Source organism: Fluviicola taffensis DSM 16823 (genome assembly GCF_943372375.1).
In the GTDB taxonomy this organism is placed as follows: Bacteria; Bacteroidota; Bacteroidia; order Flavobacteriales_D; family Crocinitomicaceae; genus Fluviicola; species Fluviicola taffensis_A.
In genome coordinates, this window is record NZ_CALRYJ010000004.1 from 287,722 (window position 1) to 309,045 (window position 21,324).

18 protein-coding genes are annotated in these 21,324 nt (G+C 38.2%); 7 read left to right on the plus strand and 11 right to left on the minus strand.

From position 1 onward, the window contains the following. Positions 1–77 precede the first annotated feature (77 nt). The 3 genes from AAG807_RS08545 to AAG807_RS08555 all read right to left on the minus strand — a co-directional run bounded on the left by AAG807_RS08545 (position 78) and on the right by AAG807_RS08555 (position 4,503). Positions 78–2,735, minus strand: a complete 2,658-nt coding sequence (locus tag AAG807_RS08545; protein WP_341902382.1) for a hypothetical protein — start codon at positions 2,733–2,735, stop codon at positions 78–80. After that, positions 2,719–3,693, minus strand: a complete 975-nt coding sequence (locus tag AAG807_RS08550; protein WP_341902384.1) for a hypothetical protein — start codon at positions 3,691–3,693, stop codon at positions 2,719–2,721. Before AAG807_RS08550 ends, AAG807_RS08545 begins: the two co-directional genes overlap by 17 nt. 114 nt (positions 3,694–3,807) lie before the next feature. Continuing rightward, positions 3,808–4,503, minus strand: coding sequence for a response regulator transcription factor (locus tag AAG807_RS08555; RefSeq protein WP_341902386.1), 696 nt, complete (start codon positions 4,501–4,503; stop codon positions 3,808–3,810). A gap of 53 nt (positions 4,504–4,556) precedes the next feature. Here AAG807_RS08555 and AAG807_RS08560 point away from each other — a divergent pair, with 53 nt between their 5' ends. Next, the gene (locus tag AAG807_RS08560) at positions 4,557–6,431 is read left to right on the plus strand and encodes a tetratricopeptide repeat protein (RefSeq protein WP_341902387.1); all 1,875 of its coding nucleotides are present in this window, start codon (positions 4,557–4,559) and stop codon (positions 6,429–6,431) included. Positions 6,432–6,474: 43 nt separating this feature from the next. Here AAG807_RS08560 and AAG807_RS08565 read toward each other — a convergent pair whose 3' ends face one another. After that, on the minus strand, positions 6,475–6,879 hold the full coding sequence (locus tag AAG807_RS08565) for a Vmc-like lipoprotein signal peptide domain-containing protein (RefSeq protein ID WP_341902389.1): 405 nt from the start codon (positions 6,877–6,879) through the stop codon (positions 6,475–6,477). A gap of 634 nt (positions 6,880–7,513) precedes the next feature. Between AAG807_RS08565 and AAG807_RS08570 the strand changes: the two genes are divergently transcribed. Next, on the plus strand, positions 7,514–10,246 hold the full coding sequence (locus AAG807_RS08570) for a fibronectin type III domain-containing protein (RefSeq protein ID WP_341902392.1): 2,733 nt from the start codon (positions 7,514–7,516) through the stop codon (positions 10,244–10,246). Between the two features lie 105 nt (positions 10,247–10,351). Here the strand turns inward: AAG807_RS08570 and AAG807_RS08575 are convergent, their stop codons facing one another. From AAG807_RS08575 to AAG807_RS08585, 3 genes are all read right to left on the minus strand, one after another. Then, positions 10,352–11,245, minus strand: coding sequence for a tetratricopeptide repeat protein (locus tag AAG807_RS08575; RefSeq protein WP_341902395.1), 894 nt, complete (start codon positions 11,243–11,245; stop codon positions 10,352–10,354). A gap of 129 nt (positions 11,246–11,374) precedes the next feature. Continuing rightward, entirely contained in the window at positions 11,375–12,274 is a 900-nt protein-coding gene (locus AAG807_RS08580; protein ID WP_341902397.1) for a hypothetical protein, read from the minus strand. Positions 12,275–12,284: 10 nt separating this feature from the next. Continuing rightward, a complete protein-coding gene (locus tag AAG807_RS08585; protein WP_341902399.1) occupies positions 12,285–13,190 on the minus strand; it encodes a hypothetical protein in 906 nt (301 codons plus the stop codon). A gap of 1,432 nt (positions 13,191–14,622) precedes the next feature. On the opposite strand from AAG807_RS08585, the gene AAG807_RS08590 reads away from it, so the two are divergent. From AAG807_RS08590 to AAG807_RS08605, 4 genes are read left to right on the plus strand one after another with little or no spacing between them, the layout of a single operon-like run. Then, complete coding sequence (locus tag AAG807_RS08590; protein ID WP_341902402.1) at positions 14,623–15,147, plus strand: hypothetical protein; 525 nt, start codon at positions 14,623–14,625, stop codon at positions 15,145–15,147. After that, positions 15,140–15,895: a histidine kinase gene (locus AAG807_RS08595; protein ID WP_341902403.1), complete on the plus strand. Its 756-nt coding sequence runs from the start codon at positions 15,140–15,142 to the stop codon at positions 15,893–15,895. The genes AAG807_RS08590 and AAG807_RS08595 overlap by 8 nt, the downstream gene beginning before the upstream one ends. After that, the gene (locus AAG807_RS08600) at positions 15,892–16,536 is read left to right on the plus strand and encodes a response regulator transcription factor (RefSeq protein WP_341902407.1); all 645 of its coding nucleotides are present in this window, start codon (positions 15,892–15,894) and stop codon (positions 16,534–16,536) included. The genes AAG807_RS08595 and AAG807_RS08600 overlap by 4 nt, the downstream gene beginning before the upstream one ends. Before the next feature lie 51 nt (positions 16,537–16,587). Further along, positions 16,588–17,466, plus strand: a complete 879-nt coding sequence (locus AAG807_RS08605; protein ID WP_341902410.1) for an alpha/beta hydrolase — start codon at positions 16,588–16,590, stop codon at positions 17,464–17,466. A gap of 11 nt (positions 17,467–17,477) precedes the next feature. Here AAG807_RS08605 and AAG807_RS08610 read toward each other — a convergent pair whose 3' ends face one another. After that, positions 17,478–17,933, minus strand: coding sequence for a YbjN domain-containing protein (locus tag AAG807_RS08610; protein WP_341902413.1), 456 nt, complete (start codon positions 17,931–17,933; stop codon positions 17,478–17,480). A gap of 126 nt (positions 17,934–18,059) precedes the next feature. On the opposite strand from AAG807_RS08610, the gene AAG807_RS08615 reads away from it, so the two are divergent. Next, a complete protein-coding gene (locus AAG807_RS08615; protein ID WP_341902415.1) occupies positions 18,060–19,322 on the plus strand; it encodes an MFS transporter in 1,263 nt (420 codons plus the stop codon). 32 nt (positions 19,323–19,354) lie between these two features. Here AAG807_RS08615 and AAG807_RS08620 read toward each other — a convergent pair whose 3' ends face one another. From AAG807_RS08620 to AAG807_RS08630, 3 genes are all read right to left on the minus strand, one after another. Further along, positions 19,355–20,491: a DUF4157 domain-containing protein gene (locus tag AAG807_RS08620; protein ID WP_341902419.1), complete on the minus strand. Its 1,137-nt coding sequence runs from the start codon at positions 20,489–20,491 to the stop codon at positions 19,355–19,357. Between the two features lie 52 nt (positions 20,492–20,543). Beyond that, on the minus strand, positions 20,544–20,882 hold the full coding sequence (locus AAG807_RS08625) for a hypothetical protein (RefSeq protein WP_341902422.1): 339 nt from the start codon (positions 20,880–20,882) through the stop codon (positions 20,544–20,546). Positions 20,883–20,945: 63 nt separating this feature from the next. Beyond that, the gene (locus AAG807_RS08630; RefSeq protein WP_341902425.1) at positions 20,946–21,128 is read right to left on the minus strand and encodes a DUF6496 domain-containing protein; all 183 of its coding nucleotides are present in this window, start codon (positions 21,126–21,128) and stop codon (positions 20,946–20,948) included. Positions 21,129–21,324 lie beyond the last annotated feature (196 nt).

The window sequence follows — 21,324 nt, forward strand, 5'->3', positions numbered from 1 at the left end:
GATTTAGGTGGCCCGTAAAATTTATTCTCCGAATCTCGTTTTTAACTTTCCGAACCGGGGAGTTTGGTTTCCGAAAATTAAAAGAAGCGTGTCAACCACTTAGCTAGCCTACTTGTAACTCCTTGCTGTGAACTGTTTTTCCAACGCTGGATCAGGCTCATCAAATCATCAGATGTATAGCGGTTCACATTCAAAAACAACAGGATGGTGTCTTTCAACAGAAACTTATTGGTGTTTGAAGAGAACAGGAAATAGAAGAAAATACGAATTCGCAATGATAAATGTAATCCCACTTCTGCTGATAAAGATGGCATTGGGCGAGTAGCTGATGGAGCTGGAGATTGCTGCTGAAAACGGTATAGGTCTTGTTCACGTTTTAGTAAAATATAGGCCTCACGTTCATATCTGTCATGGGATTTTGTTAATTCTAGAAATGTCAGTGTCGCAAAACGACGTTCCGTCGATTCTCCATCCATCCAGGAATACAAAGTTTTTTCCACAGTTGTAAGAGGCCTCAATTGTTGTCCCTCATCCCAAACCGGATAAGTTATGAAATCGATTTCATAAGTCGTCTTTGTTGACTCAAGTCTTTGCTTACGATAAATCATACCCCAGCCCATAACAACAAATAGCCGCTGAGTCTTATTCAATTTACCGATGGTTTGATTCAAAAATCTTAAAGCGAGATTAAAATCCAATGACTGAACTTTCACCAAGAAATTAAGAACATGTTGAATAACCTCTCCTCTCATTTCCTGTTGAATTAATGGAATGAGGAAATTTGTATACAATCTCTCAATTTCAAAATATTTATTTTCAGTAAGATTTGCTTCTCCCAATACATCCAGAATTGCAATCAATACATTATCACGTTGTGTTGGAGAATATCTACGATTATCTTTAGAAGCATCTTTCATACACCAATCGAACCATTTATTTATTGCTTCGGAAACTTGCTCCGGATAACTCTCCATTGCCAGTACTAAACCTTCAACAATCGGTTCTCGTAATGCTCCGATTGGCATCAATTCCTGGAAAAGAACATGCTGTAACTGCAAAGAATGATGATGAATAAATTTTGGTAATGCCTGGCAAATACTATTATGGACTCCTGAATAAGGTTCCTTTGCAAAGTGAACCATTCCTTGAACGATTTCTTCATGGAGTTTATTTGGCTGATCATAATATGAGGCATGTCCTAATGCTAAAACAGCGGTCGTTTTAATTAAATCTATTGCATTTTTGGCATCAGTAGAAGAGTCTTTGATACTTCTTTCGAACAAATCTTTGATTCTATCTTGGATATCATTGTCTTCCTGCCACTTTTTCAAAGTTTCAAAAAACTGCTCTTCTTTACCTGACAAACGCCATTGAGCTATTGATTTCGCACAAATATTCTGCAGATGTAAGTTTCCTGATGCTGCCAATTCAAGTAGATGGCTTTCTACCAGGTTAAATTCAACGGCACCCGCATCATGCAGAATATCCCCAAACGACTTTCTGATTAATACACGTCTGGAAGAGGTTCCGTATAATTCCCAATTAATACTTTGTCTTAAGTATGAGTTCCTCATTAAACGATAGAAAACATCCATAGCGGCTTTAAAATGCCTGCGATACTCAACCCTCCCCAAATCCAATAAAACAGATTTGACTTGAGGCGTTTTACAAAAGATATACTGTTCCTCGTTGCGAAGCTGTATCTGAAAGAAGGGATCCAGGAATGACAATTGAAAATAATCCAATGCTTTCAATGTTGGATCGCTGGTTTCCCAAAATGTTTGAATATTTATATCATTTAAGGCTTCAAAAAATTGATCTACCAACATTCCGTCAAACATTGTAGCTCCTAAAACAACCATTTTATTCCGATGGTTTAGTTGATAAAACCAAGAACGCACCATTTTTGAATTTCCTTGGCATAATGCTTCTACAAGCTCCAATAACTTCCTGTCATCCGGAAACTCTGATAATCCAACATAATAATTCAGGAAAAGATTCACCTGATCAATATTCCCAAAGCGATTAATAGTACTTTCAACGCTCCAAGTTTCACTTAACAAACTGTCTTGATTCGTAGCTTCCATTGATAAAAGCCAAAACTTAGGACGTTCTTTGTGAAATCTTTGTAAAAAGTAACTTTGCAGTTGGATCTCACTGTAATGACGCCCTTCTGGTATTTCAAACCAATAATCGACCACCAATTTTCCCGCTTTTTTCCAGATCTCCAAGCCATAATCCATTGATATGATAAACAAACAAGATTCGTCTATGGAATAATCCAGCAAGCGGTCAAAATTATAATCAATTTTCTCTGGATGTAAATTAGTGAGCAGCACAATTTTTTGGTGGCACTTTTCATTATACAACAAATCAAAAAGAGATTTTCTTTCTTCCTGATTTTCATTTTTATCAAATAGTTCTACTATTTCTTTATCCTGAAACTCCTCTTTGGCTTTAATTTGAAAAGCAAGGTATCTTGCCAGATCATTTTGTCCAAAAATGTTATCTCCTGCTATAAATACAATCCGTTTTTCCAGTGCGAGCTGAAGCAAATTCTCCATATAATTTGGCGGCAAATATTGCTTATCTGAATTATTATAACTCACCTCAGTCAATTTACTTTTATTCGTGTAATTGTACTGATGAAAATCTCCCATTGACAAGTTATCAGTTTGGATTGAACCTGTAGAAATGATATTCGACTGGCTTGCATTTTCATTTATTTGTGTCATCTTTTTTTGTGTTATTATTATGAATAGTTTGATGAATGTCTCCTAATGAGGTATTTGCACTTGTGATTTTAATATCTCCCAGAAAGAATGTTCCACGACTACCTTGAAAATTTTGAGTACGGGAGTTCCTTACTTCATCAGAGGCTTGTTGCAGTAAGGAAGTTCCACCATCGTGAACTTTTTTGATTGCTTCATAGATATACAGCAAACCACAAAAGAGTCCTCGAAGACCTCCAATAGTTTGATGATTCTTTAGCCATGGAATCTTTGACGTCTGGATTTCCCATACATTCGATTCATCGATCCAAACAGGGAGTACACGTCTGGATTGCAGCATTTCTTTCCAAAGGGGATTATCCAATATTTCCAACTGGTTATTCCAAAGTACCGGGATCGCCCAAATGACAAACGGGTACTCCTTTAGAAGGTTCATTGTATGAGTCAGATGTTCTGATATCGATTCTTCATTTGAAGAACATAAGTGAATGGGATATACCGATGTTTTTCTTGCAAAAGCTAGATGCGGAAGTAAATCTTTTTCCAATATGGAAGGAAAAGAAATTCCAATCTCAATCGCCGAAAAACCAGATAAATCGAGATTTCCTGAAGAAATAAATTCATTGGCATTGAAAAAATAGTCTTCCCAGGTTTTCCAGCTGTCAAAACCACCACATCCTAAGAGAAGTTCTATGTGTAATTTACTTTTTGAAAGTTTGTTATCATTCTTTGAGGCCTTATTTGCCTCGCTTAAGAGATCCACCAGATACTTTTCATTCGGAGGTTTTAATTCCTTTGCTTTTGGTCCCTTGTCTGCTTTTTCAAAAGCATTGATTTCTTCGCACCTCGCAACTAATTTAGCTCTTAAGCTAAGAAGTCCGGGATGGTTCATTTCTACACGCGAACTCCAACAACAAAATTGCAGAAGTGCTATAACTTTATCCGCTTCATATTGGGACATTTCGAGCATATTTGAATTTTAACTCAAATAGAACTCAAAGAAAAAGGGAGACAAATTATTCTTTCCGAATGGACCGGATTAGTTTCCGAACCAAGAATTATTCTTTCCGAAAAATTACAATTGTTTCAAATGACGACTAAAATCAGATTTATATGATTCTGTAATCCCTAAACGCACATTGTGAGGCATTTCGACATCATTACCTCTAACCGCAACAATGTGTTTCAAATGGACGCAATGTGAACGAGCTATTCTTACAATGTTAGGATGTTCCAGTTTTTCGTATACTTCTTTCATTGAAGAAACAACGGTATTTTTCTTTCCATCAACAAAATGAATATCACAATAGCTTCCGGCAGCAATTAAATGAGTAATCGAATCCGGATCTATTTGCAATTTAACCCCATCCTTTGTTGTCATGAGTAAAATTTGAGCAATGTCAGCAACCATTTGTGTTGACAAATCAATCTCCAAAATTGCATTTCTCAAACTAAGCAAGTTTACTGGTTTGGGAAGATTTTTTAATGGTGCCGTGTTTTTGGCAAGTAAGTAAGTTGACATATCCTGAATACTTGTCAAATAGATAAATGGGATTCCCATTTGAGAAAGTACCTGTGCCAGATCTATTCCTGTTAACTCTCCTTTCAATTCGATGTCTAAAAGTGCTAGATCAGGTTTTTCTGTTTTCACAGCCAGTAATGCGGTTTCATAACTTTCTGCAATAGCCGTCACACGGTATGCCAATGTATTAAGCTTGTCAACTAAATCATCAGCAACCAATGGATCATCCTCCACAACCAGAATTTTCATAACGAAAGTTTAATACCTTTGAACAGCCCTAATTTAACTGAAATTTAGACATTATGGGACATTATGCACTATTCGCAATCGCCTGCCTGATAAACCTAATCGTTTCCGGGCAATCCAATATGAATCAACTTCTTGATAAGGGGTATTCCGAATTGGAAAATGGAAATTTTCGGGATGCTAAGCAAATCTTGGAAAAGGCAACAACCTTCATCAGTAATAAAACAGATTTGCGTGAAAAGGCGATCTTATTCAATAATCTAGGGGTTTGTTATTATCAATTGGGAGAATTCAAAAAAGGAATTGATCAATACACACATTCATTAATACTCTATCGAAAACTGGGAAATGATACTCTTATTGCAGAATCATTGCTCAATTTAGGACTTGCCTATAAAGACATTGGTTCGTTTGATCGTGCAACAAAAACCATTTTAAATGCAGCAGCTATCTTTGAACGGATTAAAAATGAAAAAGCACTTTCATCTGCATGGAATGCAATTGGAAACATTCAACGAAAAATAGGGAACTTCAATAAATCACTGGAATACCATCACAAAGCTCTAAAAATCAGACAACAGATTCACTATCTAAAAGGAATCGCCGATTCTTATAACAATATTGGTTCAGTTTACTTAGATTTTCATCAACCCGATAAGGCAGAATGGTATTTGCAACAAGCCTTGAAGCTCAAAAAAGAATTAGGCAATGAATGGAACTCCATGACCACTCTTACCTTATTAGGTCAGCTATATTTGGAACTTGACAAACCTAAGAAAGCTTTTGAATATCTAAATGCAGCGTACAATATGCGGATGGAAGCTGGAAACACTATCAAAATTGCATCCAGTCTTTATTATTTAGGAAGTTATTATTCAAAAACAAAGGAGTTAAATAAGGCTGTTGAATCTTTTCGTCAGGCTGAAATACTGGCTAACGAATTAAACGATCAACAATTATTAGCAAATGTATTGTTAGAAGAAATCGAGCTTCTAAAGAATCAAAATGTCAATGTATTACTAACGAAGTACCAAAAATTAACTATTGCAAGAGAACGAGTAGTTTTTGAAGAAAACCAAAAAGAGATTGCACGCTTAGAGATTGCCTATGATGTGGAACGAAAGAATCGCGAAATAAAGCTTCAAAAAAAGCAGGCTAAAATAAGTCGAATTGAATTAGAGAATCAACAGTTATATAGTCAACGACTGGTTACCTGGTTAATTGGAACTCTTTTAGTGACAATGTTTATTATCGTTTCCTGGTATCTACTTAGGAAACGCAAACTGCTCATAGAAACTCAAAAAAATGAACTTGAAATCCAGAAAGAGGAAATAATCAATCTTCACAGCGAATTAAGCCATCGAACAAAAAACTACTTTGGAATGTTGTCGGGGATCTTAAAATCTGATAAATCCAATGTCACTAATCCAGAAACTATTCAAGTATTAGAAGAAAATATTCGAAGGCTGGATGCCATGTCTCTTATTCAACATTATTTACTGGACGATTCTACAAAACACAATAAAGAAGTTCGTTTAGACTCCTACTTAAACAATCTGATTGATTTGCTTTTACTCAATCTTTTGTCTCAAAACCATTCTATTCAAGTAAAAAAGGATTTGAAAATGATTTATGTTGACTATGACATTGCTATGCGATTAGCTATTGTTTTAAATGAACTGGTATGCAATGCCGTTGAGCACGGTTTAGAACATGTAGAAGATGCTGAACTACAAATATCTGTTATACAAAAACAAAAAAGAATTCATCTTACAATTTCAGACAATGGAACAGGTATCTCGGAAGAATACCTGCAAAAATCCAATACGAAAGGGTTGAATTTAATTGGAAAGTTATTACAAAAAATCAACGGGTCTATTGACTTCAAAAACCAAAATGGCTGCACTGCTGAAGTTGTCGTCCAATTATAAAATTCAGGACGGAAATATCCGTCCTGAACTTATTAAAAGAATCTTACAAATCTATAAGAATAGTTACTATGGAATTTTCATTTATTGTAACTGTATCCGTAATAAATGGAGTCGACTCTCCCGGAACTGTTACTCTGAAATAATAAACATCCACTGGTACCTGATGTTCGAATTCACCATCATCGTCTGAATATGAAGCTCTCGCAATCTCATTAGTAGTATAAGATATCGTTTCCACATATGCATCATCAATTACTGACAAACTATGTTTCTTTTTTACCCTACCTTGAATGATCGGGTCTTCATCATCTTCACCTACATCTTTTGAGGTTACTACTTCTACCTGGGTCTTGTGGTTCTTTACTACTTGTTTTTTACAAGACACTGTTATTGCTCCAACCCCTACTAAAATAAGTAAAGAGGCAAGCATGAAATTATAATTTTTCATTGTTTTTCTCTGTTAAAAATTAATTGCTTGCGTGTCTTGACTTATGTCTTGAAACACGCATTTTAATTGGGAGAAAAACCGACCTTCCTTTTGACTCTTCTCCCAAAAGCAAAGAGAAAGTCGGCATGCAATGAAATTGATCTCAGATCCGGTATCTGAAAGTGCACTGCTTACCTTTTAGCTAAACTGGCAAGCTTATCAACTCATCAACAATGCAAAGATTTATAATTGGTGCGCCCGAAAAAAGGACAATAGAGAACCGCAAAAAACCGAAAATCGGTTTTAAATTAAAGCCTTGATAATCATGGTTTTAATTTAAAAAAGAAATTATTTTTTTTGAAAAAAATATTTATGAAGTGAGAATAAGCTATCGAAACACCATTTTTTAGAATTTACCATTCAACTAAACAAGCTGACTTGATGAAAAAAGGGGAGCAAAAACAAAAAAACTCAAGACATTTATGACTTGAGTTTTCAAATTATTTGAAAATGTTCAGTCACTTCCTGATACTTTTCTCTACCAAAAAACTAAATCGATTTATCATTTAACTTACCGTTTCTTGCCAGTCATATAACAAGTCCTTAATGAGCAAGTAATTTATCTAACATTCCTTTGTAGAAAAGAAAAATTTCTATGAAATCAGTTATTTTATTGTGCCTATTTGGTTTTTCCTTTGCTGCATTAGCTCAAAATATCAAACCATATTTACAGGCTCCAACTCCCAATTCGATTTATGTCAATTGGATTTCACAAAACTCGGGAAGCTCAACTATCTCATTGGGAACTTCTCCTACCAATTTGAATTTGACGGTAACAGGAAATCAATCCTTATTTAATGACGGTACTATCAGTTATTATTACAACACCGGGTTATTGAATGGATTGAACGCAAATACGAAGTATTATTATTGTGTCCATTCCAATGGGCTTTCATCAGACACCTTGAGTTTTAAAACAAAACCTCTTCCTGGTCAGGCAGCTTCAGCTGACGGTCATTTGCGTTTCCTGATCATGGGAGACAACCAAATTCAAACTACGGGAAGATATGACACCTTGGTTCATCGTGCAAAAGAGAAAATTTTCGAAAAATATGGTGGTGATCCCTCCGATTTCATTGAGTTGACCTTCATGGTTGGTGACCAGGTAGATTTAGGAAATTTGACGCAGTACAAAAACATTCATTTTGCTTACAATCAAGAGTTATCGGGGTATATTCCTATTCAAACAACGGTTGGTAATCATGAAACATACGGTTCCATGGGAATGAACGCTTACTACGCTCACTTTTACCTGGATCAACTGGCTTATCAAGGAATTAGCTCCGGAACAGAAAATTATTATTCCATGCAGGTTGGGAATGTATTGTTCATCAGTTTGAGTTCGGAACACACAGGAACTGCTCAATACAACTGGTTACAATCGGTCCTGAATGCAGCAGACAATGACAATACAGTAGACTGGATTTTAACATTCAGCCATCGCCCATATGAGTCGGAACAATATGTCGGAGATATTTCTTCCTGGATTAAAAACAATGCTGTTCCCATGTGTATGCAACATGAAAAATACTTTATGCATGTTGGTGCACACCACCACATTTACTCCAGAGGTCAGTTCAAAGAAGAACCTGTCTACAATATCATTTCCGGTGGAACTGCATGGGATCAATATTGGGGACAATCTACCGAACAGGATTTCGAATACATTCAAAAAACCATCTCCAATTGGTGTTACCAAATCATGGATTTTGATGTGACCAATGGAAAAGTGGATATTGAAACTTATTCCATCGGAAGTCCTATGCTATTTGCCAATTCAGAATGGAAGGATAATCAATTGGTTGATGAGTTCCACCGGTATAAAAACCAACCCATTCCCAATACTCCTTCCATCACTACCAATTTTGGGGATTCACTGCAATTGCCGGTTGCTGTCCAATCGACTTCCTTCTCAACAACTACTACTGAATTGTTGAATTCAACCGAATTCCAGGTTTCTCAAACAAGTAATTTCTCTGTTTTGGAACTGGATAAACTGCGAGATTATGAAAACTTATTCGGTCAGGCTCCAGGTCAGGCTGCCGATTCCACACAAGATTTGAATGCTGGAGTAAACATTTTAGATTATACGATTCCAGTTGGTTCAATTGGAAACGGAAAACATTATATCCGCGTTCGTCATCGCGACCGAAACCTGAATTGGTCCAACTGGAGTTTGACGGATTCGATGATTGTTTACAATTCATTTGCATCATTGCCGAGCCTTACCATGGATTCTACGGCTTATCCGTTAGGCGCTCCCATGCAGGCGTTGTATGCCAATGGACCCGGAAATGCTACAGACTGGATTGGAATTTATCATACCGGACAAACACCAGGACAAGTAAACTCAACTTCCTGGCAATATTGTTCCGGTGGCAATGGAACGATGAACTTTGCTTCAAACGCACTCACTTCTTCTGACATTTATTATGCTGCGTATTTTGAACTGGATGGATACAATGAAATTGCACCAAGAGATTATTTCTATTACGGTTTGATTCCGACAATTACTTCAGACACCAATTCCTATCCGGTTGGTCAATCCATTCTATTATCTGTTGACAATGCTCCTCATGTTGCCGATTCAATCGAAGTGATTAAAGTTGGATTTACACACGGGGTTCAACCGGCTGCATTTGCTGCACAAGTGAATCAAACTTCCGAGACATTTACGGTAAACCCGATCCCAAAAGGATATTACAGCGTGAAATACTATTTCAAAGGAATCGAAGTCATTGGGGAACCTTATTTTTTCAGTGTCGGAGACACCATTACCAATTTGTGGATTGATCAACCAATTTATGATTTAGGAGAATCCATTATTGCAACTTGGACGGATGCCCCCGGAATTGCCAAAGATTGGCTTGGGATTTATCATGCTCAGGACAATCCGAATGTGGATCCTCTGGTGAGCTACTCCTATTTCAACGGACAAGCTTCCGGAACCAAAACATTGACGGATTCCTTATTACCTTCAAGCATTGGGAATTATTTCATCGTCATGTTTACGAACGATTCCTATACAGAAGTATCTAATAGAAATTACTTTTCTATCATCGACCAAAGCGCTGGAGTTGAAACAAATGTGGATCACGGAGTAAGTATCTATCCAAATCCTTTGAATAAGGAAAACCTCACTCTATTCTCTTCCGAATATCCCATTGAGTACATTCAATTAATTGACAACGCCGGGAAAGTCGTTTATAGAACAGACAATGTTGCCAACCAAAAATATTCGATGGTTTCAGAGCAACTACCGGCCGGAACGTATATTGTAGAAATTCAGACTCGCAAATTATTCCGATACAAGTTAGTTGTGAATTGATATTCTCATTATCTACTACTACCCAAAACGAACAAATCCAATGGATTCCATTGGATTTGTTCGTTTATAATTAATGAGTTCCGTAAGGAATCGGATTTCTTATAATCACTCCTCCACCTCTCTTCGAATCTCCATCGATCCTTTCGCCCATTCGTGCATATCGGATGAACTCCAACTTCTTACCGTTTGCGGGAAAATCCGTTGCAGTGCGCCCTTGAATTCCTTTGACTGGATTTCCTTGAAAATCAAATCATTCTTTCTACTGCTGTTGCTGATGATGGCAGGACCGGTGATATCCAACACAATTTTTCCCTGGTAGTTGGGTTCGCTGTAAATGATCAAACGGGTACTATCCGGAATGGCGATTGCATCCATGTAGTATTGATTGATAACCGGATATTTTCCCTGGGGAATGAAATTCGAATACGAATCAACGTTGTAGGCTTGGGATGAAAGTTCATTGATGCTGGAATCAGAAATAGGCAAACTACTGATATGAACCGTTTTCCAACGTTCCCGTTTTGTTTGGGCCAAATCAATTTTAGCTCTCGGGTATTCCTCCTCCCTGATTTCAAGTGCTTTTGCGTAGTAGCGAATGGCTTTAGCATAATTCAACTTCGTATATTCGGCATCTGCAGTATCCAGTAAGGCTTCGTATTTCTGAAGGGTTACCCGGGTCGATTCCGTGTTGCATCGGGCAATCTGTTCCATCGGATATTCATCCCTTCGAAACTGCAAAGCCCGGTTATATTGCTCCGCTGCTTCCGTATATTTTTCTTGAACGAACAGCGAATCCGCACTTTGGATAGCAGTCATGTACTCTGCTTCATGCGCTTGCTCTTCTTTCTTCGATTTCCTGTATTCAGCGGCATTTACAGCTTCCCTTCCTAAAGTGGAAACAGCATTGATGATTTGGTATGCTCCCTGAACGCCGATATTGAACTGGCCAAAAGCGACTGGGGATCCAAACAAAAGAAATACAAGTAAGAGTTTACGCATGCTTAAAAAACTGTTTATTGATAGAACTAATTCCAGTAACCCATTCAAATTGAACAAACTAAATTCCACCCAAGCAAATATAATTCCTCTTTCAAAGTAATCAAAAAGAATTTGTCAGCGGAAATTACCTTACTTTTCATCTGCCGTCTTAATTTCCATTGAACCATTCAGCCAAGTATGCATATTTGTTTTACTCCAGCTTCGGACCGATTGCGGGAAATTAGATTGAAGCGCATCATAGAACTGTTTCGAGCTCAATTCTTTAAATTGCTTATTACTGATCCTGTATCCATTATTAACAATCGCCGGACCTGTGACATCTAAAAAGATCTCACCTGTGAAATTCGGTTTTTCATAAACGATCAGACGCGTATTTGCCGGAATCGCAATCCCATCCAAAGTAAAGTCAGTTGATTTTTGAAGATCATGCGCAATGTCATTGTATCGTCCCTCTTGCAAAAAATCCGAATAAGGGTCTTTTTTATTGAACGCCTCACTCGTCCAGTATTTGGAAGAGGATACATCAGACATCAAAGCTCCTGTAAAATGAACCGTATGCTTATCAAGCTTGTTGGACGAAGCTAGTTCTGCTTTTTCATAAAGCATTTTATCTTTTTTACGGATTTCTTCGTCCTTTTGCTGTTTTTCGATGAGCGCTTCAGCCTCCAATATTCGGTCTTTCGCATAACGATCTTCTCGTTCTTTCAAGATTTCCTTATACAGCTGTATCGCCGCATCATACTTTTGTTGTATCATGAAATCATCTGCTTTAGTCGTAAGCGTCAGATAATCGGCTTCGCTATAACCCCCTTTGGGATTTGTTTCTTTCGTTGCAGTTTTCACTCCCATACGGATCGAATTAATTACTGCGACTGCCTCAGATGCGTCACGAGAACCCGCTGCGTCACGAACGGCTACAGTTTGTTCATTTCCGAACACTTCTTCTGTGCCAGGTATTCTTTCTTGGGGTTGTTGTGCAAACAAGACTGAAGAACAAAGTATTGCAACAATTGCACTTGTTAGTTTCATATCTGTTATTTTAAGGTGTAGTAATTTCCATGGAGCCTTTCACCCATGATTTCATATCACTCACACTCCAGGTTCTAACGTATTGCGGAAATTTACCTTGAAGTGGGGCAGTAAATTCATGGGTCTGAATTTCTTTCGCATTCGATGTATTCTTTTTGTTCATATTATTGATGATTGCCGGTCCTACTACATCAACGAGTACAGTTCCTTTGAATTGTGGCTCACTGTAAATGACCAGGTGCATATTTGCGGGAACTGCAATACCATCCAGGGTTTGATAGTTGGAATACGTCAGAAAATCATCTATGATATTGTATTTTCCAGGTTTGATGAAATCGGAATAAGGATCTTTGGAAAAGGCCTTAGAAGCTAAATCATCTTCCCGTTTATCTGAAATAAGCAAACCACTGAAATGTACTTTTTCCCAGCGTTCCTGATCTGCTTTTGCTTCTTTGATCTTGTCTTTCGGGTATTGCACCTCTTTTTTTGTCAGTGCTTCCGTATAAGATTCAATAGCTGCTGAAAAATTCAATTGTGCATACAAACTATCGGCTTTATCGATGAAGAGCTGGTATTCTTCGCGTTCAATACGTGCCAACTCTGCATTGCAGCGAGCTATTTGATCTCTCACATATTGTTCCTGTTTGTTTTGCAATGCCAGGTTGTACTTTTGGTTTGCTTCTCGGTATTTTCCCTGATCAAAAAGCTGATCTCCTTGTTGAACCAAAACGCTGTATTCCGCATCGCGCTGTTCCCGTTCTTCCTTGGTCTTCTTGTATTCCGCAGCACGGACGACCTCTCTTCCTACACTGGAAACAGCTCCAAAAACCTGCTGTGCGCCAGAATTTCCCAGTACAATCTGACCGAAAGCTGCGGTTGATCCCAATAAAATGAATAAAAGTAAGGCTTTATGCATACGCTATAAAAAATGAACCATAAGCAAAATTAATGCCAGAAACTCCCTATAAAAAATAGACGAATTATTCAAAATTAAGGCTTCACTCGGATGATTCCAATTCATTGTTTTGGAAAAAGACTATTTTAGAATTTTAATAACACAAATACCTCATTCGATCTGTTCCATATTAAATCTTGTAACTAAAAATCCATGTCACTTGAAGATATTTTATATCTATTCACATTAGGTCTAGCGGCCTTTTCCGCTACAATCCTTTTATACCTATTGGTGAGAGCGAATTCAAAACTACCTGAAGGTTGGAGAACATCTTCTTCATTCCAACTCTTTAAACGAAGTGTTTTTCTTTTAATGGGTTATCTTTTTATCGAGTTTTTGGGTGAATTTATTTCACTTCATCTTGCAAGGAATGGCATTTACAATAGTTATGTAATGAGTATTAACAATACCTTATCTATTCCATTTCTATTTGGATATTTTTTCATCAATACCCCCAAACTCTGGAAGCGATATCTTTACGTTGTGTTCTACCTAATTATTGTTCTCTATTTAATATCCGGAGGATATTACCATCCAAAATGTATACTACCCGGCATTTTTGCTGTGATTGTATACGTTTCTCATTTCTTAGCAGCGCTTATTTATCTAACGGATTTGCTTGTTGCTTCCCGACCAGATCATTTCAAATTTCATGTAAAAATTAGCTTCAGCATTTTGATTTACATGCTTTTAGCATCTGTAGTCGGTTCTTTTGTGTGGTTTACTAAGGAAGACCCACAGTTTGATTACAAGCTCGTTTTCGATATCCATTTTACTTTTCTAATCTTATTTTATCTTTCATTGGCAATTACAATCATCATTGAAATCTTGAAACTTCGCCACAATAAAGGATTTTCGAAATAAACTTGTAAAATCACTGACGCTTCTTTTTAAATATGCTTAGAACTAAGCATATTTAATCTCTTTATCGCTGGTATCTTTGTTATCAGATAATCACAGGAACAAATTGAACTTATCATATTTGATCACATTATCCGCCACCTTATCAACACTCAACGACCGTAAGATGAACCTAACACATCTTGCGGTTGGTATGGGTTGTTCAGTCTATTCTAATGATAACAATTAATTATGTGCAAAAAAATCTATTTTTAAGGTTAGAAAGAAATTAGAGATTAAGTCAACCCCATAAACGGTTTCTTTGGATTTGTTGTGCCATCAAGTAGTTTGAACCTTTTATATCGAAACAAGCGTGTCATTTGAAAACAGTATTCTTAGCATCTATTTCTTTACAGTAGTACTGGGGATTATTACTTCTATAATACTACTATTCGCATTACGCAAATCTGCTTCAAAACTGCCCGAAGTATGGCGAAATTCAAAATCATTAAAGAAGTTTCGTCTTAGCATTTGCTTTTTAATGATCTTCTTAGTGAATGTTCTTACAAGTGATGTTGTGGGTACCTATCTTTCCAGACATCATATTTACAATCATTTTGTATTTAGTATTTATTTCACCATATCGACACCTTTTCTATTCGGTTTTCTGTTTATTAATACGCAAAAATCCTGGAAACAATTTTGTTATGTTGTTCTCTATCTGATTCTTGTCGGATATCTTATTTCAGGAGGTTATTATCATCCAAGAAGCGTTTATACAACTACAACTGAATTACTTATTAACAGTATTTATTTCCTTGCAGCCTTATTACACCTAATAGATTTACTCGTGACACCGAAATTAGATTATTTCAAATTTCAATTAAAAATTAATTTGGTCTTCTTGATTTGGGCACTCCTTTCAACCATCATTACTTCCTTTATGTCCTCTCATACCGAAGAAAGCAGGCTTTACTTTGACTTTTTCTATGTTACGAATGCTTTCAGTAATACACTTCTTTATCTTTCGTTTGCATTTATTTTTATTATTGAAATCCTAAAATTACGTCGTGGATAGTGCTGTTTTCATCATATTAATTGTTGTGATTCTCCTCCTGATTATATTGGGAATAGGGATTTATTTCGTGATTACGAGGCTTTACAAGCAACTTCGAAAGGGGGAAGCTGAAGCTATTGAATCTATTATTACTTCACAAGAACGCGAACGAACGAGTATTTCCAGAGAGGTACATGACAATTTGGGACCAATGCTATCTATCACACAAATGCAGATTGGATATTTAATAGAACAGACAGAAGCTTCAACCCAAAAAGAGCTCTTGGTCAAAATGCAGAAGCAGGTTCAAGAGGCAATCAAACAGTGTCGAAACATTTCGCACATGATCTCTTCCGAAGTCAATTCGTCCAAATCCTTTCATACTGTCCTTCAGGAGCAAATCGCATTTATCAATGAATTTGGAAATATTCAAATCGTTCTTACCATTCCGAATGACTTTCCGGCAATTGATCCGGCAAAAGGAACCTCACTCGTTCGGGTTTTTCAGGAACTACTGATCAATACCGTTCGCCATGCTGAAGCAACTCAGGTAACTATCCAGATTGAGAAAACACCGGATCATTTGTTTTTCAGTTATCAAGATAATGGCTTAGGCTTTCAGTTGAAATCGATCCCACTTGGATTAGGGATCCAGAACATTACCAAACGTATTGAAATCATTGGTGGAAAACAACTGTGGAATGAAGGAACGAACACTTCCGGGATGAATTTACAAATCATGATTCCACTTCAAAAGATCATTTTATGAAAGTACTAATTGTTGACGACCATTTTGTTTTCCGGGAAGGTTTGCATCTACTATTGGAGCAATCCAATCCGGATTTCGAAATAATGGAAGCATCCAATGGAAAAGAAGCTTTGTCGATTATCAATAGGACGACCATTGATGCCATTCTAATGGACGCCGAAATGCCGGAAATGAACGGTTTGGAATGTTTGAAAGCTTTGAAAAAAGGTCCTTTCGCGTCTATTCCCGTGGTCATGTTGACGATGCACAATCAATTGAACCACATGATACAAGCTTATGATTTGGGAGCTAACGGTTATCTGACAAAAGATTCCTCCATCAAGGAAGTCGTTTTAGCCATTGAAACTGTCATTCAAGGGGAAGAATACTATTCAAACGCAATTCGCACTCCATTTTTAAAAGAACTGAGTCGCAGGGAACATACATTCATAGATAAAGCCAATAAGCTGACATCACGCGAAATCGAGGTCTTGCAAATGATCTGTCGTGAATTTTCAACGGAAGAAATTGCTTCCAACCTGTTTGTATCACCGCTCACGATAAACAATCACCGAAGAAGTCTAATCGCCAAGACAGGCGCGAAAAATGTGGCAGGATTAGTCATGTATGCTGTAAAGAACGGACTGTTTGTCATTGAATGATTCTTTGATACCAAAAGAAAAACAGGTATCTTAGTCCAAAGAACTCCAATTATGATGCTCTTGAATTTCCGTTTTCCGAAAGGATTGATTCCTATTATTGGTTTGCTGTTTACGGTCTTTACCGTTGCCTGTAAAAAGAACAATCCCACACCTGAAACAAGTTACGAAGCTGCTCAGGAATATAATTTGCAGAATATCTCTTATGGAGCGGACAATCAGCAAAAAATGGACATCTACCTTCCTGCCAACAGAAATTCGAACACCAAAGTGTTTGTTTTGATTCATGGTGGTGGATGGAGCGGTGGAGACAAAGCTGATTTCACCAGTTTATTGAATTCATTGAAAGCCTATTATCCCGATCACGCAATTATCAATATCAATTATCGTTTGGCAACACAAGCCAGTCCGGCATTCCCGAAACAGATCGACGATATCCAGTCGGCTTTGACAGAAATCAGTCTTCCGAAATACAGTGTTTCATCCCAATTCCTTTTGTTTGGAGCTTCTGCCGGTGGACATCTTTCTATGCTTTATGCCTATGGGTATGACCCGAACCATCATGTGAAGGGAATTTGCAATACGGTTGGACCGTCAGATCTGACAGATCCGAATTACCTGAACAATCCGGTTTACAGTTCTGTTTATCCGATATTAATCAACGGAGGAACACAAAATCAGGCTGGAATTGAAACGGTGAGTCCAGCTCTTCGTGTTACTGCTGCTTCTCCTCCAACCATCTCGTTTTATGGAAGTGCAGACCCCTTGGTTCCTTCGACACAAATGGCTCGGTTACACGACGCATTGAATGCAAATGGAGTCTATAACCAGGCAACCATGTATCAAGGAGCAGGACATGGCAATTGGGACACAGCACAATCAAATGATTATATTGCGAAAATTGTGCTGTTTGTAAATGCTTATTTTCAGTAAGGTTCCCGGAATCAATTAAAATTTACCGGTTTGTCTGTTGGTTTCGGATCCCAACTCCCTTCAAATTTGAAGGTCAGTTTACCAAAATAATCAGAAGAGTAAAAAGCAACGCGATCCAAGGTTGCATCGATCTCACTTTTATCCAGGTTATCTGCTTCGCGCAAGGAAAGCACATAAGTCCAATCTGCTTTAACGCTTATTGCTGAACCATACATCGTGTGATTGATTTCCAATGTATTCTTGAAAAATGCTTCCTGATTGCGATCCGGAATGCGCAACAAAGGGCTCATTACCTGGAAATAATACTTATCCGGATTCTGTGGAAAGTTGAATACATCAATCCACACTGTCGACCCTTTATAGGTCATGTTCCATTGTCCGGGTTTATCGCCTCGACATAATCCCGGATCCACTCCCAACTCAGCAAGGCTCTGCTCAATCAGAAAAGATGTTGCGTCCAAATTCATTTGGGAAAAATAGTAAAAAAAGTTTTTTGAGGCAAGACACCAGGACTTTAAGTCTCCTTCATTTGAACGGATCCTCTCTCTTTTCAATTGTTATGTGTAAGTTTATCATGCAAATCCTGAAAGAAAATGAATCCCAAAAAGGCTCCGTGGTATTTCCTCTTGCTGCTTATTCTGGCTGGTGAATCGGTATTTATTCTTCCATTTGTGCTTTCGCGTGTATTCCGCCCGATTGTATTGGAGGCATTCGATCTGGACAATTTCCAACTGGGTATCTGCTTCTCTATTTACGGAATTGTCGCCTTATTCTCTTACCTTTTCGGTGGACCGATTGCTGATAAATTCCCGCCAAGAAGACTGATAGCAGTCGCTTTGTGGATGACAGCTTTGGGTGGATTTGTTTATGCAACATTTCCGGATTTCATCGTTTTGAAAGTCCTTTATGGTTATTGGGGATTCACTACCATTTTCCTGTTCTGGGCACCAATGATCAAAGCTACCCGCGTTTGGGGCGGTTCCACCTCACAAGGAAAAGCATTCGGTTTTTTGGACGGTGGACGCGGATTGGTAGGTGCATTATTCGGAACAATGGGAGTTTTGGTCTTTTCGTTTTTCCTCACTTCAAATAATTCTCATGCATCCATCCATGAAAGTAAACTGGCTTTCAAACAGGTCATCCTGATCTCTTCCTTCCTGATCATTCTGGTTGGGATCCTGGTCTGGTTTTTCATGAAACTGGATCCAAAAACAGAACAAGAACTCGAACTGGACAGGATCACGTCCTCCCAAATCCGAAGAGTGATCAGTTTGCCTTCCGTTTGGTTGTTGATGATTATCATCCTGTGCGCTTATGTAGGCTACAAAATAACGGATGTGTTCTCCCTGTATGCGCAGGATGTGATGAAATACGACCAGGTAAAATCTGCGCAAGTGGGTACATTCCTGCTTTTTATCCGACCGATCATCGGAGTTGTTATCGGGATCCTGGCAGACCGATGGCAAACCACTTCGTTGTTATTCGTAAGTTTCATTATCAGTTTCTTCGGAGCACTCTTATTTGCAATGGGGCTTGTTACGGCTTCCACCACCTTTCTGTTTATCCTCTCGATCCTGATTGTAGCAAGTGGCGTTTACGCAACTCGCTGTCTGTATTTTGCCGTGATGGAAAAAGGTCGGATTCCATTGGAACTCACAGGAACAGCTGTAGGGTTGATTTCTTTGGTCGGATATACACCGGATATCTTTGCCGGACCGGTCATGGGATTTTTATTGGATGGTTCAAAGGGAATGGTCGGGCATCAGCATGTATTTTGGATGCTGGCCCTGTTTTCGTTGATTGGAGGAGTGACGGCATGGTGGTATGATCGACTTTACAAAAAACAAGGAAGTTAATTCCCTTCTACAAATCACAGAAACCGCACTTTCTAGCTTCCATCCTTGAATTGAATTCCTCCACCTAAGCGAGGGTCATATTGTGTAGTTACACCATTATCGGTCACTTTCACAGTAAGCGTAGGGTCATTGTAATTTTGCACTCCGCCTTTCACATCGATATCTCCTGGTCCATAAGCCGGTGCAGCTACACATTCATAAGAACAATTTTCTTTAGCTTCATTTTGCCCGTCAAAACACTTGTCGAATTCCTTTTCCGCTTCATGCAGGTGATGACTGTTAGCTGCAGGCGACCCGGGAACGATATTCCCATCGGTTGCTCCTCCAAGACCTCCCCAACGCTTATTTACTACATGGAGCTGTGTCGCATTTCTACCGGTATTTGCCTGATTCACTAACCAACCAGCCCAATCAGAATCTCCCGTAATTGTACCTTCTTTTTTCTTTTCTCCTTTATTGTAACTTACCGTATTTTTGGTGCATTCTTCAAAGGTTTTAGTGTCATTGTTTCCAATTACTTTAATCTTTCGAGTGGTACCTCTGGCATAAGCATAATATTGAATCGGCATCAGCTGGCTTACTCCTGATAGTTCTTTTAACTGAGTTGCATGATTAACAGAGGAGCTGGTTCCGAGTGCTTTCGCGCCCATTACATCTGCTTCCTTTTCCAGTCCTGAATCATCGTTTATGGAAGTCCCTTTGAGTTGAGTTGTTGGTTTTACACGACCTTGAGCCTGCTGAACTACGTGCCATGCTTCATGTGGCAAATGTTTTTCCTGACCTGAAGCCACGTGAATATCCGTTCCTTGTGCATAGGCGTGAGCCTGCATTTGTGCCGGTTTTGCAGAATTGTAATGCACCTTCACCGAATCCAAACTCATTCCTGAAAGTGATTCGACTCCACTTTTCAATTGATCCGGCAAGCCTGTATTATTGTTTTTTTCTTTCAATTGCTTTACAGATTCACCCAATGGGCTGCAATCGGCCATACTCTGGCAAGCTTTCAATTGTTTCGAATTTCCACTATTCAAAGCAGCTTGCTGTATTTGATGTTGTTGAGCTACTTGCGGACGGTTATCCACATGCTGATGACTTGCTGTGCCTCCATCCTTGGTACGAGAATCCGTTTGAGCGACTGCTTTATTCTCTTTTGCTCCTATTGTGTTCATAGTGAAAGTTATCGGTTACTCAAACATATCAATAAAAACCATAAGAATCAAATTAAAAGAAGAAACCGATCAAAAACAGCAGAAGTCCGAAGAAAATCATACAAGTCGCCACTAATAACGACCATTTTAAAAAGGCGATAACGAGGTCATATCTTTCCTTCGTTTCACTCTCCTGAATTTCTTTCAAAACTGCTCTAAACCGGAGAATGAACCGGATAATCGGAAAACTGTTCTTCTCCTTCTCCCCCTTTTCTTCTTTCTCATCATTCAGTTGTTTTATATGAGCAACTATCTTATAATAAGAAAATAAAAAGATCAATGTATTGAGAATCAAACCCACCACCATTAGCAGGAATCCCACCAATTGCGCACTATTTATTTCAATGTCCATGGTTAACTTTTTAAGTGAAATTTTTCTACAGTACCGGCTACCCCAATTTTATCCTCATTCATTTCAGGATTTATCTTTTTCCTTCGGAACCTTTCCTCCTTCTTTCCGTGCCTCCGAAAGTCCGATCGCAATAGCCTGCTTCTTGCTTGTAACTTTTTTTCCGGAACCTGATTTCAACGTTCCCTCTTTCATTTCATGCATGGCTTTTTCCACTTTCTCACCAGCCTTCTCTCCATACTTTGCCATAACGAATGCTTTAAAGAAAGAAGTTAGGACAATTGAAAAAGAGAAAGTTCTATTTTTTGTTAAAAGATGTCGGAAGATTTTCCCGGCAAATCACAATTTATTTTAAAACCAAAAATAATGCAACATCTACCGGAAGTTGTGTAACCCATTTGAGAACTCCAGAGTTGATCTTTACACCATCACGTTCCCACTAGAA

Excerpts from the sequence above, each read along its gene's own strand:
- AAG807_RS08545 (WP_341902382.1), bottom strand. The coding sequence starts at position 2,735 with ATGACACAAATAAATGAAAATGCAAGCCAGTCGAATATCATTTCTACA.
- AAG807_RS08620 (WP_341902419.1), bottom strand. The coding sequence starts at position 20,491 with ATGAACACAATAGGAGCAAAAGAGAATAAAGCAGTCGCTCAAACGGAT.
- AAG807_RS08565 (WP_341902389.1), bottom strand. The coding sequence starts at position 6,879 with ATGAAAAATTATAATTTCATGCTTGCCTCTTTACTTATTTTAGTAGGG.
- AAG807_RS08580 (WP_341902397.1), bottom strand. The coding sequence starts at position 12,274 with ATGAAACTAACAAGTGCAATTGTTGCAATACTTTGTTCTTCAGTCTTG.
- AAG807_RS08575 (WP_341902395.1), bottom strand. The coding sequence starts at position 11,245 with ATGCGTAAACTCTTACTTGTATTTCTTTTGTTTGGATCCCCAGTCGCT.
- AAG807_RS08560 (WP_341902387.1), top strand. The coding sequence starts at position 4,557 with ATGGGACATTATGCACTATTCGCAATCGCCTGCCTGATAAACCTAATC.
- AAG807_RS08630 (WP_341902425.1), bottom strand. The coding sequence starts at position 21,128 with ATGGCAAAGTATGGAGAGAAGGCTGGTGAGAAAGTGGAAAAAGCCATG.
- AAG807_RS08615 (WP_341902415.1), top strand. The coding sequence starts at position 18,060 with ATGAATCCCAAAAAGGCTCCGTGGTATTTCCTCTTGCTGCTTATTCTG.
- AAG807_RS08555 (WP_341902386.1), bottom strand. The coding sequence starts at position 4,503 with ATGAAAATTCTGGTTGTGGAGGATGATCCATTGGTTGCTGATGATTTA.
- AAG807_RS08610 (WP_341902413.1), bottom strand. The coding sequence starts at position 17,933 with ATGAATTTGGACGCAACATCTTTTCTGATTGAGCAGAGCCTTGCTGAG.
- AAG807_RS08625 (WP_341902422.1), bottom strand. The coding sequence starts at position 20,882 with ATGGACATTGAAATAAATAGTGCGCAATTGGTGGGATTCCTGCTAATG.
- AAG807_RS08570 (WP_341902392.1), top strand. The coding sequence starts at position 7,514 with ATGAAATCAGTTATTTTATTGTGCCTATTTGGTTTTTCCTTTGCTGCA.
- AAG807_RS08600 (WP_341902407.1), top strand. The coding sequence starts at position 15,892 with ATGAAAGTACTAATTGTTGACGACCATTTTGTTTTCCGGGAAGGTTTG.
- AAG807_RS08605 (WP_341902410.1), top strand. The coding sequence starts at position 16,588 with ATGATGCTCTTGAATTTCCGTTTTCCGAAAGGATTGATTCCTATTATT.
- AAG807_RS08550 (WP_341902384.1), bottom strand. The coding sequence starts at position 3,693 with ATGTCCCAATATGAAGCGGATAAAGTTATAGCACTTCTGCAATTTTGT.
- AAG807_RS08585 (WP_341902399.1), bottom strand. The coding sequence starts at position 13,190 with ATGCATAAAGCCTTACTTTTATTCATTTTATTGGGATCAACCGCAGCT.